16 protein-coding genes are annotated in these 14,177 nt (G+C 29.8%); 13 read left to right on the forward strand and 3 right to left on the reverse strand.

Annotated features, from left to right (window positions below):
• Positions 1-59 precede the first annotated feature (59 nt).
• From LXD69_RS01920 to LXD69_RS01965, 10 genes are all read left to right on the forward strand, one after another.
• Entirely contained in the window at positions 60-3,041 is a 2,982-nt protein-coding gene (locus LXD69_RS01920; protein ID WP_246917047.1) for a DUF6443 domain-containing protein, read from the forward strand.
• Complete coding sequence (locus tag LXD69_RS01925) at positions 3,026-3,499, forward strand: JAB-like toxin 1 domain-containing protein (protein WP_262916271.1); 474 nt, start codon at positions 3,026-3,028, stop codon at positions 3,497-3,499. Before LXD69_RS01920 ends, LXD69_RS01925 begins: the two co-directional genes overlap by 16 nt.
• A 16-nt stretch (positions 3,500-3,515) precedes the next feature.
• Positions 3,516-4,100, forward strand: coding sequence for a hypothetical protein (locus LXD69_RS01930; protein ID WP_246917052.1), 585 nt, complete (start codon positions 3,516-3,518; stop codon positions 4,098-4,100).
• A gap of 24 nt (positions 4,101-4,124) precedes the next feature.
• The gene (locus tag LXD69_RS01935) at positions 4,125-4,988 is read left to right on the forward strand and encodes an RHS repeat-associated core domain-containing protein (RefSeq protein WP_262916272.1); all 864 of its coding nucleotides are present in this window, start codon (positions 4,125-4,127) and stop codon (positions 4,986-4,988) included.
• A 5-nt stretch (positions 4,989-4,993) separates the two neighbouring features.
• Positions 4,994-5,398 (forward strand): hypothetical protein, encoded by a 405-nt coding sequence (locus tag LXD69_RS01940; protein ID WP_246917057.1) that lies wholly within the window; start codon positions 4,994-4,996, stop codon positions 5,396-5,398.
• Positions 5,399-5,587: 189 nt separating this feature from the next.
• A complete protein-coding gene (locus LXD69_RS01945) occupies positions 5,588-6,883 on the forward strand; it encodes an RHS repeat domain-containing protein (protein ID WP_246917060.1) in 1,296 nt (431 codons plus the stop codon).
• Between the two features lie 5 nt (positions 6,884-6,888).
• Positions 6,889-7,407: a hypothetical protein gene (locus LXD69_RS01950; protein WP_045972807.1), complete on the forward strand. Its 519-nt coding sequence runs from the start codon at positions 6,889-6,891 to the stop codon at positions 7,405-7,407.
• A gap of 92 nt (positions 7,408-7,499) precedes the next feature.
• A complete protein-coding gene (locus LXD69_RS01955; protein ID WP_045972805.1) occupies positions 7,500-7,760 on the forward strand; it encodes a hypothetical protein in 261 nt (86 codons plus the stop codon).
• On the forward strand, positions 7,745-8,218 hold the full coding sequence (locus tag LXD69_RS01960) for a JAB-like toxin 1 domain-containing protein (RefSeq protein ID WP_262916271.1): 474 nt from the start codon (positions 7,745-7,747) through the stop codon (positions 8,216-8,218). The genes LXD69_RS01955 and LXD69_RS01960 overlap by 16 nt, the downstream gene beginning before the upstream one ends.
• A 16-nt stretch (positions 8,219-8,234) precedes the next feature.
• Positions 8,235-8,711 carry a hypothetical protein gene (locus LXD69_RS01965; protein WP_246917063.1) on the forward strand — a complete coding sequence of 159 codons (477 nt, stop codon included), beginning with the start codon at positions 8,235-8,237 and terminating at the stop codon, positions 8,709-8,711.
• Positions 8,712-8,941: 230 nt separating this feature from the next.
• On the opposite strand, the gene LXD69_RS01970 is transcribed toward LXD69_RS01965, so the two are convergent.
• Positions 8,942-10,006: a bifunctional methionine sulfoxide reductase B/A protein gene (locus LXD69_RS01970; protein ID WP_246917066.1), complete on the reverse strand. Its 1,065-nt coding sequence runs from the start codon at positions 10,004-10,006 to the stop codon at positions 8,942-8,944.
• Between the two features lie 345 nt (positions 10,007-10,351).
• Positions 10,352-10,921 (reverse strand): hypothetical protein, encoded by a 570-nt coding sequence (locus LXD69_RS01975; RefSeq protein ID WP_246917069.1) that lies wholly within the window; start codon positions 10,919-10,921, stop codon positions 10,352-10,354.
• A gap of 318 nt (positions 10,922-11,239) precedes the next feature.
• Between LXD69_RS01975 and LXD69_RS01980 the strand changes: the two genes are divergently transcribed.
• The 3 genes from LXD69_RS01980 (at position 11,240) to LXD69_RS01990 (ending at position 12,700) form a co-directional block, all read left to right on the forward strand.
• A complete protein-coding gene (locus LXD69_RS01980; protein ID WP_045968805.1) occupies positions 11,240-11,473 on the forward strand; it encodes a thioredoxin domain-containing protein in 234 nt (77 codons plus the stop codon).
• Between the two features lie 370 nt (positions 11,474-11,843).
• Positions 11,844-11,915: a DUF2024 family protein gene (locus LXD69_RS01985; protein ID WP_246918917.1), complete on the forward strand. Its 72-nt coding sequence runs from the start codon at positions 11,844-11,846 to the stop codon at positions 11,913-11,915.
• Between the two features lie 191 nt (positions 11,916-12,106).
• On the forward strand, positions 12,107-12,700 hold the full coding sequence (locus LXD69_RS01990) for a MarR family winged helix-turn-helix transcriptional regulator (protein WP_246917072.1): 594 nt from the start codon (positions 12,107-12,109) through the stop codon (positions 12,698-12,700).
• Positions 12,701-12,709: 9 nt separating this feature from the next.
• On the opposite strand, the gene pdxR is transcribed toward LXD69_RS01990, so the two are convergent.
• Entirely contained in the window at positions 12,710-14,122 is a 1,413-nt protein-coding gene (gene pdxR / locus LXD69_RS01995) for a MocR-like pyridoxine biosynthesis transcription factor PdxR (RefSeq protein WP_045968809.1), read from the reverse strand.
• Between the last annotated feature and the right edge of the window lie 55 nt (positions 14,123-14,177).

Below are 14,177 nucleotides of genomic sequence, written 5' to 3' on the forward strand. Positions count from 1 at the left end.
CGCCCGATGGGCACCCCTCCAAAGGAGGGGAATGTAAAAAAAGAGAGAACTATATATTTATGAAAAAAATAATATACCTATTAACCCTAATCCCCTTTCTTGCTTTAGGACAAAGTCCTGATCAAAACTGGGTAAAAACCATTACGTACAAACAACCCACTGCAACCCCGATTCCAGATCCTGATGTAAGCGTTGCCAATGTACAAGTGAGTTATTTTGATGGACTGGGAAGACCTATTCAACAAGTAGCCCACCAACAATCCAACTCTGGAAAGGACATTGTAACCCATATAGAATATGATGAATTTGGCAGACAAACCAAAGAATATCTGCCTTATGTAAATACCACACCTAGTTTAAATTATGATCCGACTGCCCAAGCTTCAGTAATGAATTTTTATGGTGTACTTGATCCTTCAAAAACAGGTAATCCCGCTTTTGATATTACAGGCAATCCATACAACGAAAAAGAATTAGAAGCTTCTCCGCTAAACCGAGTGTTTAAGCAAGCTGCTCCAGGTGATCCTTGGGCAATGGGACAAGGCAAAGAAATAAAATTGGAATACGATACCAACCTGGCAAACGATGTGAGGTCGTATGGAGCCAATGCCACATGGAATGCTGCTTTAGGCTTATACACCATTAGTATTCAAGATTTAGGCTATTATGCTCCAGCACAATTGTATGTGACTATTACCAAAGATGAAAACTGGACTTCAGGAAAAAACAACACCACCGAAGAATACAAAGACAAAGAAGGACAAGTGGTGTTAAAGCGTACTTTTAACAATGGCAATCCACACGAAACCTACTACATTTATGATCAATTTGGTAACCTTACTTACGTGATTCCACCATTAGCAGAAGGCATTGCCAGTCAGGCTAACTTGGATAATTTAGGGTATCAATACCAATACGACCATCGCAACCGATTAGTAGAAAAGAAACTACCGGGTAAACAATGGGAATTTATTGTTTATGACAAACTGGACCGACCTGTAGCTACCGGACCTGCTTTTTCGCCTTACGAAGACAATCCGTCAACCATAGGATGGCTAGTAACCGAATACGATGCTTTTGGAAGAGTAACCCAAACGGGTTGGAAACAAATGACTGTTACGGCATCTGAAAGAGCCGCAAAACAAAATAGTATAAACACAGGAAGTAACCCTTTCGCTTTCGCTGGGGATGACCTTATTTTAACCAAAAATTATTATGATAATTATTCTTATCCAAATGCTCCAAATCCTGTGCCAACGCAAGTAGAAGGGCAAACCATAGCGACCAATGTAAAAGGATTGCCAACCGGTTCATGGGTAAGAGTATTGGACAATGCCAATCCAAATGCAGCAGAAACCAGCTACACTTTGTACGATGATCGTTATAGACCGGTTCGTGTTTATACATCTAATCATTTAGGTGGATTTACACAAGTAGATTCTAAACTGGATTGGGCTGGAAAAACCGAATATACCATTACGACTCATAAATACGATACTAATGCTACAATACTAACGGTTACCGATCGTTTTAACTATTCCCCACAAGATCGTTTAACCCAACACAAACAACAAATAAACAATCTGCCAGAACAGCTTATTACCCAAAACACCTATGATGAACTAGGACAATTGATTAGTAAAAAAGTAGGTGGCACCAATGTAAGCCCAAGTGCTACAGGACTCCAAAAAGTAGATTACACTTATAATGTGAGAGGTTGGCTGAAAAGCATTAATGATGTCAATGATATTACTACGGAAAACGATTTGTTTGCTTTTAAAATCAATTATAATGATCCTGAAAACGCCACTGCTTTATTCAATGGTAATATTTCAGAAACACTTTGGAAAACAGGCAATGATAATATTGCCCGAAAATACAGCTATGATTATGACCATCTAAATCGTTTAATCAATGCCACGTATAAAAAAGGAATAGCTTCACTAAACTCCTATGGAGAATCTCAAACTTACGACAAAAACGGAAACATACAATCTCTACAACGCTTTGGAGAGTTTGACGATGTAGATTACACCTTGCAAATTGATGATTTAGCATATACTTATCATACAGAAAACAAAAACCAACTCTTAAAAGTATTTGATACTACAAATAATCCTAGAGGCTTTAAAGACGATGGTGATGGTATTGCAGATCCTACTGATGATTACACTTACGATGCTAATGGAAATATGACAAAAGATGATAATAAAGGCATCACAAATATTGTCTATAACCATTTAAACTTGCCTGTTAAAATTCAATTTGACAACGGAAATAAAATTGAGTATATTTACAATGCAACAGGCATTAAAGTAGAAAAGAAAATCACAAAAAACAATACTTTGGCAAATCATACAACCTATTTACAAGGCGGTTTTCAATATGTAGGCACTTCGTTACAGATGTTTCCACATGCTGAAGGCTATGTAAGTGTTGTGGAGATAAACGGAGTCAACAAATACAACTATGTATTTAATTACACCGATCATTTAGGGAATATTCGTTTAAGTTATAGCACAGACCCAAGCACAAAAGCATTAGAAATACTAGAAGAAAATAATTACTACCCTTTTGGCTTAAAGCATGCTAATTATAATATGAGTAGAAAAGCATATTACAAAAGTGGTGGAGATCTTGTCTTAGAAGAACCTTGCCCGAGTTGTCCTATTGATTTTAAGTATAATTATAAATATAACGGTAAAGAACTGCAAATGGAATTGGGATTAAACATGTACGATTACGGAGCAAGGAATTATGATGCTGCTTTGGGTAGATGGATGAATATTGATCCGCTAGCGGAGCAAATGCGCAGACACTCTCCTTATAACTATGCTTTTAATAATCCAATGCGATTTACTGATCCTGACGGAATGGCTCCAGAGACAGATTATGGAGTAATTAAAAAAACTGGAGAGGTGAAACAGATAGGGCCAACGGATAATAAACCAGATAGGTTATTTGCTTTAAATGATGATGGTACAAAAAACACAAAAGTTAAAGCTATTCAGTTAATGATAAAAAAATACTACCAAGTTTAAGCAATGCTTCTGAATTAACACAGGACGATGGTAGTGCAAAGCACAACCAAGAACCTGTTTATTATGCCAAAACTAATAATTCTAAAGATGTAATGAATGTGTTTAAGTTTTTATCAGATAATTCGCCTGTAGAATTCGGTTTATTAGGAAATAAAAAAAACGAATGGGTTATAGGAACAATGAGAAGTAATACTGTTGGAGCAATGCTAGAAAAAGTTAAAGGATTTGATTTTAAAAACCTTACAACTCATATTCATTCACATGGAGAAAATAATCAACATGCCTTTAGACCATCAAGAAATGATGTGTATATAGCAAAACAAATTAGATCATTTAATCCTTCGGCTGCTGTTAATATCTATATGCCACAGTTGAATATGAAAAACTGGAATAAAGCTTTCCCTAATCAGAAGATTAACTACAATCCAGACAAAATGTATAAGGTTATAACAAATTAAATTTAATGAAAAACAAATGAAAAAAATATTTTTAATTTTGATTTTATCCTTTTTTGTCAATTGTAAGAGGAATACAGATTTTAATAATGAAGATTGTGTCTCACTTTTTGAAACTATTTTCTATAGCTCGAATTTAAAAGAAAATATAGAATCAGTTAATTTATTAAATAATAAAATTCTAAAGAGTGAACCATATTATTACAAAATAATCATTAGTGATAGTCTAAAGAATGGTGTTGATTATGATTTTAAATTATTAAGGGATAAACAAAGGACTCCAGATATTAATCAATTATCAATTTGTTATAAAACCAAAGATTCCATATTAATTAATAATATAATTGAAAAACAAGCAAATTTAGATAAATATTTAAATATCATTAATTTAAATGGAGATGAAATATTTACTGAGTTTTCAATAGAATCTAGTAAGTCTGGAAAAATGAATGTAGCGGAATGGAAAAATAGTATTAATTTATTAAAAGTCATTTTAAAAAAAATCACAGAAAAACAAATTATAAAAAATGAAGATAAACCTTTTAGGATGTTATTTATTCTTAAAGGAGATTGTTATTTACAACCAGGCCCCCCTCCACGATAATTCAAATATTAAGACAGGTGAGTAATTAAAACGGTTCGCCTTTTTCAATATAAATATAACGGCAAAGAGTATCAAGACGAGCTAGGGCTTAATATGTATGCTATGGATATGCGTCAATATGATCCAGCAATTGCAAGATGGGTAGCACAAGACCCTGTTGTGCATTATGATTACTCTCCGTATAGTGCTTTTGATAATAATCCAATATTTTTTGCAGACCCTAGTGGTGCGGATAGTGAAGTAGGAAATCGAAATCAAGAAGATGATTTACAGAAAAGGAAAATTGAAAACAGTAATATTGGTGGACGTATTAAAGACTATTTTGATAAAAAAACGGGCAAATTTTTAGGAAGAGGAGGAACTGATGACATTAAGTTCATTGAAAGAAAGTTTTGGGACCTTAATTTACTAGGCTTAGCAGATAATGATGCAACACAATTAAGTGACGAAGCTTTTAAAAATGTATTGCTTCACTATGTAGGGAAAACTGATAAGAAAATACATAGTAATTTTGAAATAAGAGTAAGAGAAAATACAGGTATATATACTGGATATGATGAAAAGTTAGATTTAGTATATCTAGCAATTAGTAAAGACAGAATAGGAAAACAAATAATAAATAGGTTTGATGCTATAAACATGCATGAACACGAATCATTTTCTCACGGAAATGATTGGAGAAAGTTATGGTTTACATATAAAAGACGTTACGATTCTTCTTCACAATCAGATTTTGATCTTTTTGAAAGTAATGCAACAAATTACCAAATAAAGACTTCAAGTTGGAAAAACACAAGTAAACAATGGAATAGTATTATATATGACCATTATGGGCATTATGTACCCTCTTCTTTGCAGAAAAAATATTTTCCTAATTATACTAATTAAATAACATGAAATCAATTTTTATATATTGCTTTTTAGCTTTTTTGGCTTTTTCCTGTAAGTCAACATATAATTGTATTAACAAAGTAACTTTTGAAAGAGAGAAAGATGGTCCTTCTCCTGATTTAATCACATTAGAAACTTTTTTATCTGAGGAATACGTAAAAAAAATTCCTACAAATAAGTTTCTTAATTTGAATTTTTACATAGATAAAAATAATTCTTTTTCAACCCATGATTGGCTAATAAAAAAAGAAGATAGTAATTACGTTTTTTATATAAGAACTACTTTCTTTAATAGAAAAAAGGGGTTCAAGGAAATTGATTTTTATGATTTAATAAATTCATCTAAATCCCTAAAAGTAGAAATAGTAGATAGAAATGATAAATTTATTTTTATGAAATGTGATTAATTATAGTAATGGGTAATGTTTCAGATTTAGTGATACAACTTTTATTGGAGATTAATAATTTGATAATCAATAAAAAAAATAGAAACAGGTATTAAAAAGGAACGCAATATTGCGTTCCTTTTTGTATTATATAAAGCCTTAAAACGAAGAAAATGATAAAAAAGTCGACCTCGTGTATCAGAATTAGTGATGCGTTTTTTACTTATAAAAATAGTTGTAGGCATCAATACTATTACCTATATTTACAATGCAACAGGGCAAAAAGTAAGCAAAATAGTGACCGAAAACAGCACCATAACCCAAACCAATTATTTAGCAGGAGGCTTTCAATATAAAAACAATGTATTGCAGTTTTTTCCGCATGCTGAGGGCTATGTAAAACATGAAGCAGACAATTACAGCTATGTTTTTAATTATACCTACCATTTAGGAAACGTAAGGGTAAGTTATAGTGATATTAACAACAGCAATATCATAGATGCTGATGAAATAGTGGAAGAAAATCAGTATTATCCTTTTGGACTAAAACATGCTAATTATAACATGAGTAGAAAAGCATATTACAAAAGTGGTGGAGATCTTGTCTTAGAAGAACCTTGCCCTAGTTGTCCTATTGATTTTAAGTATAATTATAAATTCAATGGGAAAGAACTGCAAGACGAATTAGGTTTAAATCTATACGATTATGGTGCAAGGAATTATGATGCTGCTTTGGGTAGATGGATGAATATTGATCCACTTGCGGAGCAAATGCGCAGACACTCTCCTTATAACTATGTCTTTAATAATCCTATTAGATTCATTGACCCAGATGGGATGGCTCCTGATACAGATTATGGGATTGTAAAATCAACAGGACAGATTAAACAAATTGGACCAACAGATAATAAACCAGATAGGTTATTTGCTTTAAATGATGATGGCACTAAAAATACTAGTGTTAATGCTATTACAGTTAATGACAAAAAGTTACTGCCAAGTTTGACTAAGGATAATTTCAGTGTTAAAACTCTTTGGGGAGTTAAAACTGGTGCTTCCGCTGTAACAAAAAGTAAAACAGATGCATTTAATGTGTTTCATCTTATGTCTACTAATTCTAATGTTGAACTTGGATTACAAGTACATAAGAATAGTAAATATTTAATAGCAAATAATCATAGTCCAAACACTGTGGGTAGTGTTACAGCTGCTACGGCGAATGGTTTGACCTCTGAAACATTAATAAGTGACTATCATACACACCCAAATAAAAATTACACTGAAACAGACGATAGAGCTTCAGGTATGATTGGAGATCAAGGTCATGCATCAGGCATAATTAATGATAGGACAATGAATCATAATATTCCTTATACTACAGAAAATATGCCTAAATTCTACATATTTAGACCAAATGTAAAACAACCATATATGTTTGAATATTCACCTTGGACACAGAAAAAGAATCCAAGAAATGTTAACTCTGGAAATGATTTAAAAAGATAAATGAAATGAAAAAGAATTTATTAATAATTATGTTTTTTATTTTAATATCATGTAAAAATGAAGACAATAATTTTTTAAATAAAGTATTAATAGAGTATCATGAATCTAAAAACAATTATACCAGTATGATTACTTTAGACTTTAATAGTTCTGAACTTTATTTATTAAAGATATATAACAATCAAAATAGTTTATTAAAAACTCCTGATGAATATGCAGAAAATAATGGTTCTATTTATAAAACTGAAGAAAAATTAGATGAAGATTTAAAAAGAATAAATTTAACAAAACAAGAAGTTGACGAATTGTTAGGAATAATTGAATCTTTTGAAAAAGAAGATTATAAGTCGAAAAAAGGGATTGGTTTTATTGATGGGGGCTTTGTTAATTATCATTTAGTATATAAAGAAAAAGTAGTTAATATAAAAAGAATTAATGATTCTAGTGATAAACAGGTTAGGTTTAATAATTTAGTATTTGATATAATAAAAAAGTCAAATATTGATTTAAAAAAAGATAATTAGTTTTATAAATATAATGGGAAAGAGTTTCAAGATGAATTAGGTTTAAATCTATACGATTATCAAGCTCGTAATTATGACCCAGCTTTAGGCAGATGAATGTTGATCCACTTTCGGAACAAATGCGTAGACACTCTCCATATAATTATGCTTTTAATAATCCAATGCGATTTACTGATCCTGACGGAATGGCTCCAGAGACAGATTATGGAGTAATTAAAAAAACTGGAGAGGTGAAACAGATAGGGCCAACGGATAATAAACCAGATAGGTTATTTGCTTTAAATGATGATGGTACAAAAAACACAAAAGTTAAAGCTATTCAGTTAATGATAAAAAAATACTACCAAGTTTAAGCAATGCTTCTGAATTAACACAGGACGATGGTAGTGCAAAGCACAACCAAGAACCTGTTTATTATGCCAAAACTAATAATTCTAAAGATGTAATGAATGTGTTTAAGTTTTTATCAGATAATTCGCCTGTAGAATTCGGTTTATTAGGAAATAAAAAAAACGAATGGGTTATAGGAACAATGAGAAGTAATACTGTTGGAGCAATGCTAGAAAAAGTTAAAGGATTTGATTTTAAAAACCTTACAACTCATATTCATTCACATGGAGAAAATAATCAACATGCCTTTAGACCATCAAGAAATGATGTGTATATAGCAAAACAAATTAGATCATTTAATCCTTCGGCTGCTGTTAATATCTATATGCCACAGTTGAATATGAAAAACTGGAATAAAGCTTTCCCTAATCAGAAGATTAACTACAATCCAGACAAAATGTATAAGGTTATAACAAATTAAATTTAATGAAAAACAAATGAAAAAAATATTTTTAATTTTGATTTTATCCTTTTTTGTCAATTGTAAGAGGAATACAGATTTTAATAATGAAGATTGTGTCTCACTTTTTGAAACTATTTTCTATAGCTCGAATTTAAAAGAAAATATAGAATCAGTTAATTTATTAAATAATAAAATTCTAAAGAGTGAACCATATTATTACAAAATAATCATTAGTGATAGTCTAAAGAATGGTGTTGATTATGATTTTAAATTATTAAGGGATAAACAAAGGACTCCAGATATTAATCAATTATCAATTTGTTATAAAACCAAAGATTCCATATTAATTAATAATATAATTGAAAAACAAGCAAATTTAGATAAATATTTAAATATCATTAATTTAAATGGAGATGAAATATTTACTGAGTTTTCAATAGAATCTAGTAAGTCTGGAAAAATGAATGTAGCGGAATGGAAAAATAGTATTAATTTATTAAAAGTCATTTAAAAAAAAATCACAGAAAAAACAGAAGACAAACCTTTTAGGATGTTATTTATTTTTAAAGGAGACTGTTATTTGCAACCAGGACCTCCTCCACGATAATTCAAATATTAAGACAGGTGAGTAATTAAAACGGTTCGCCTTTTTCAATATAAATATAACGGCAAAGAACTGCAAATGGAATTGGGATTAAATTTATACGATTATGGTGCTATTGCAATTTATCTTAAATATTTTTATTTCAATAACTCAGGAAAATGGGTTATTGCTTTTTTATATCTTGGGATAGAAACTCCTCTTACGTATCCTTGTTCTGGGTTATGTTTTACGTAATCTTGATGGTATTTTTCTGCAGGATAGAACTTTTTAAATGGTACTACTTCTACTGCTATTTTTTTAGTATATTTCCCTGATTGGTTTAATTTTGCTATATATTCTTGTGCCAATCTTTTTTGTTCTTGATTGTTATAGAAAATTATAGAACGATATTGTTTTCCTATATCATTTCCTTGTCCGTTAATTTGTGTAATATCTCCCGAATTAAAGTATACCTTTAATAATTGTTCATACGAAACTACAGAAGGGTCATAAGTTACTTCTATAGATTCTGCATGAGACGTACTTCCGCTTCCTACTTCTTCATAAGTTGGATTTGTTTCTTCTCCTCCACTATAGCCTGATATTACATTTTTTACGCCTTTAATTGCTTCAAAAATATGTTCGGTACACCAAAAGCATCCTTGTGCAAAAACTACTTTTTCTACTTTTTGCTCTGGAACAAACTTTAAGGCTATTCCGTTCATACAATATCTTAGACCTGTGGGTTTTGGACCATCATTAAAAACGTGTCCTAAATGAGCATCACATCTGGCACAGCTTACTTCATCTCTTGTCATTCCTGCTGAATCATCTTTGCTAATTGCTATACTCTTTTTTGAATATGGTGCATAAAAGCTAGGCCAACCTGTTCCTGAATTAAATTTTGTTTCTTTGCTGAAAAGTGGATTATTACAAGACACGCAAAGGAAAACACCTTTTTCCTTTATATCATTAAACTCATGTGTAAAAGGGCGTTCTGTTCCTTGTTCGCGAGTAATATAATACTGATCTGGTGTTAAAATTTCTTTCCATTGGGCATCTGTTTTAATTATTTTTTCTGTCCAATTTGTATCTACTTTTGTTGTATAAGTTGCTATGGGAGTATTATTTACTACCCTTTTCTTTTTATCTGAATTTTGTGCACAGCCTATTATGCTAAATGCAACAATAAACGATATTCCTATTTTTTTTACTGTTTTCATTTTTAAGCTTTTAGATTTAAAATTTACACATTTTGTATTAAACAAATTTAATTCAACTGTGTTCTTTGGATTGTTATTTAGCTTACAATTGTCTTTTTTTATCAAAAGATTAACACTATGTATATGTACAACAACTTAATATACGTAAAAACTACTCTTTTAGTTGATGATTTTAAAAAAACATTCATCTTGACATTGATACATTGATTGTTAGGTTAGACTCTAAATAGTTTACATCTAAGTTTAATCTATTTTAAAACAAGCAGTCCGTTATGTGTAAACTGGATTATATTGACATAAAAAAAACAGCTAATAGCTGTTTTTTTTATGTCCTGTGATCTTATTTTATCCTTTTTTAGCGGATTTTATATACTTTTTACTGTTATTTATTTTAAAAGAATAAATCATTTTATCCATGGCTTCTTCATGATCTTCTTTTTTACTAAGTAATGTCCATGTCATTATTTGATAGTAATTTTCTATTCCGTTTACATATGCAATTTCATAAAAGATATCATACTCTTCTAATTTTGCTTCGAATTTTACAATTTTTGTTTCTAAAGAGTTAATTAGTGTGTCTTTTTGTGTTTTATTCTTAACTCCAATTAAATTATTAAAATTTGTAGACATTAATTCAACATAACCTTTAAAGTCATTCGAATACATTTGATCTAATCCGTTGTCTTTTATGGCTCTTTCAACTTGCTTTTTGCTTTCATCAATTACGATAATATATAGTTCTTTTAAAAGGTTTTGATATTGCAAAGATGCTTCTTTATTTAAGTTTTCTGTTTTTGAAAGATTTGTAGGAATATCAACTGAATAATCTTTTACATTTATAGTCTCAAATGTATTTGAATTTTGACATGAAATAGCATAAAATGCTAATGCTATTAAAAGAAGTATCTTTCTCATTTATTTTTTTTAAAGAAGTTATATAAAATGCTAAAATATGGAATTTGATTTAAATTGAAGTTATAATTAGGTTTGAGTTCTCTTTAATTTTACACTTATTGATGATACCATGCAATAATAAGCTTGATAAAAACCCTTTTGCAAATTATAAATCAAAAGTTGAAGAAGCTGAACGAGTATATTTAACTGAAGATAAAATTCTAACAATACGGTAAACCAGTTTTTCTCTTTTTTTAATAAAACTGGACCCTAATATAGTTAGCTTTCCTAACTATATTTGTATCAGCAATAATGCTAATAATCAAAATAAATTAAATTATGAGTAAATCAATTTTTTATCATGCAGGTTGTCCGGTTTGTATAAGTGCTGAACATGATGTCATTGACCTAATTGGAAGAGACAATGTTGAAATTGTACATCTAGGAAACGATAAGGAAAGAATAGAGGAAGCACAGAATATTGGTGTAAAATCGGTACCTGCTTTAGTAACTCCAAAAGGAAATGTATTACATATTAATTTTGGAGCATCCATGGCAGATGTAATAGGTTAAATCTTATTATTTATAATAGCAATATTTTCACTTGTAAGTACACAAGCTCAAATTGAGAAACCATCTGTTTGCACTTATGGAACTTGAAATGTTTTAAAATTTCCTTTCATACTTGAAGAGTTGGAGACTATTATAGCAATCAATACTTCTTATAAATGAGAATGTTAAGTATTTAAAATGAGTCATAATAGATTAAAAGATCAGACAGATTAAATTTTAGATGTTTGGTATGGATCTGTAGGTTCTACATCCTCAATTATTCTATTTTTTTTTGAGAAATACTACATGGAAAAGACGAATTTTGATATAAGGCATGATTCTTAAATATTATGGATTACAAAAAGATTTATTGTCTATTTAATTAAAGAAAATGAAAGTAGCAGTTTGGGATGCATATGTAACTCATAAAGATGGTAAAGTAATGCATTTTGATATTTTATAGATGTAAATCAAAAGGATGTAAATATAATTTTAGAACATGGTAAGTCCTAATGATATTAAAAAACAAATTTTAATTAATAGGTATGCGATTATTGAAATGGAAAATTGCTATTAGATTAATTTTCAGTTAAGATTACTAACTTTGTAAACCGAAAGTGAGAAATTTACTTTCGGTTTACTATTTATAAGGCTATGGAAAGTATTTTTAATTTAGACAATCAAAATTCAAATCTTGACAGTAAAATTGTTGCAGGATTAGTCCGTGTTTCTCAAGTTTTTAAAACCTTGTTATTAGAAAAGTCAAAGGAATACCAATTAAGTCCAATTCAAATTCAACTACTTATTTTCATTGAATATCATGATAAAGATAAATCTACTATTAGTTATTTAGCTAAAGAATTTAATTTGTCAAAACCAACAATTAGCGATACCATTAAATTACTTGAAAAAAAACTTTATATAACAAAAACTTTTGACAAAAATGATTCTCGTAGTTACACGATTAATTTAACACCTACTGGAAAAATGATTGTTCTAGAAACTGAAAACTTTATAGATCCTTTGACCAAGATAATTAAAAATTCTGCTTTAAATAAAAAATTGATTTTGTGGGAAAGTATAACAAATATGATTAAACAGCTAAATGAATTAGAAATAATTAGTGTTCAAAGAACTTGTCTAAAATGTAAATTCTATTCTAAAAAAAGTAATCAATCTTTTTGTAGTTTATTAAATCAAAATTTAAAAATAGAAGATATAAGAATTGATTGTTTAGACTTCGAATAATTTAAAACACTATAGATACGCTGAAATTGCTAAAATTCCTTGTTTAATTTGATCTTCTGTTAGTGAAGCGTAACCCAGTCTAAAACCAGAAACTGGTTTATCAAAGCTAAAATTTTCAGGTGTTAATATTTTAATCCCTTTTTTTAACAGTTGATCTGCAACAAAAATCACATCAACTTCTTTATTTGGTACAATCCAAAATGCCAATCCTCCTTCAGGTTTATTATAAATTGCTTTTCCTTTTAGATACATTTCACAAACACTCTCAAAATAATCACGTTTTGCTTTATAAATGATAGTAGTTCTTTTAAGGTGACGCTTTATTTCTCCATCATTAATTAATTGTAAGATTGCTTCTTCCATAATATTATCGCCTTGTACATCTATCATTTTTCTGTGCTTACCTACTTTTTTAACAATTTCTGAATTACTTATTAAATACCCTATTCTTAAAGCTGGTGCCACTATTTTACTTAAAGTTCCTATATAAATGTAATTTTTTGCTGTATCAAAACTTGATATTGGAAGAATAGGTCTTTGTCCAAAGTGAAATTCATTATCATAATCGTCTTCAATAATTATAAAATTATATTGATTTGATAATTCGATTAGTTGTACTCTTCTTTTTAAACTCATGGTTACTGTAGTTGGGAATTGATGATGGGGTGTTACATATATTGCTTTTATCCGTTTCCCACTCTCTAAAAGAGCTATTACCTCTTCAATTATCAATCCATCACTATCTACATTAACAGGAAGTAATTTAGCTCCTGCATTTTTAAAAGTTTCCCAAGCAGGTTTATAACCTGGATTTTCTATAATTACAAAATCTCCAGAATTAAAAATAGCATAAGAGGCTAAATACATAGCCATCTGACTTCCACGAGTAATACAGATTTCGTCAGTTGTAATGTTCATCCCTCTCTTAAAGTTAAGCATATGAACAATTGCTTTTCTAAACTCAATATCACCAAATTCATTACTATACCCCATAATTTGCCAGCGAGATTTTCTATTAAAAATCTCTCGATACGCTCTAGCTAGTTCTTTCATTGGTGCAAGTCTACTATCTGGCAATCCATCATCAAAATTTAAAATGGGATTACTAATTTCATATATTTTATTTGTCTCTTTAGTACTCGTTTTTATATATGCTTTTTTAGGTAAAATATCAGACACAAATGTGCCTTTTCTTTCAACTGAAATTAACCAACCTTCTGCAATGAGTACATCAATAGCTTCGATGACGGTATTTCTGTTTACATTTAATAGATTTGCTAACTTTCTTGTTCCTGGCAATGCAGATCCACTAACAAGCTTTCCTGTCTTAATTGCTTCAATTATTTCATCTGCTATTTGCAGATAAATTGATTTTTCTGAATTACTATTTAATGAAATTTTTAATTCCCAAGGACGCAACATCTGGACTATCTATTTAAGTTAAAACTGTACTATTTATACCCTCCAAATATATAAT

The organism is Flavobacterium sediminilitoris (genome assembly GCF_023008245.1).
In the GTDB taxonomy this organism is placed as follows: domain Bacteria; phylum Bacteroidota; class Bacteroidia; order Flavobacteriales; family Flavobacteriaceae; genus Flavobacterium; species Flavobacterium sediminilitoris.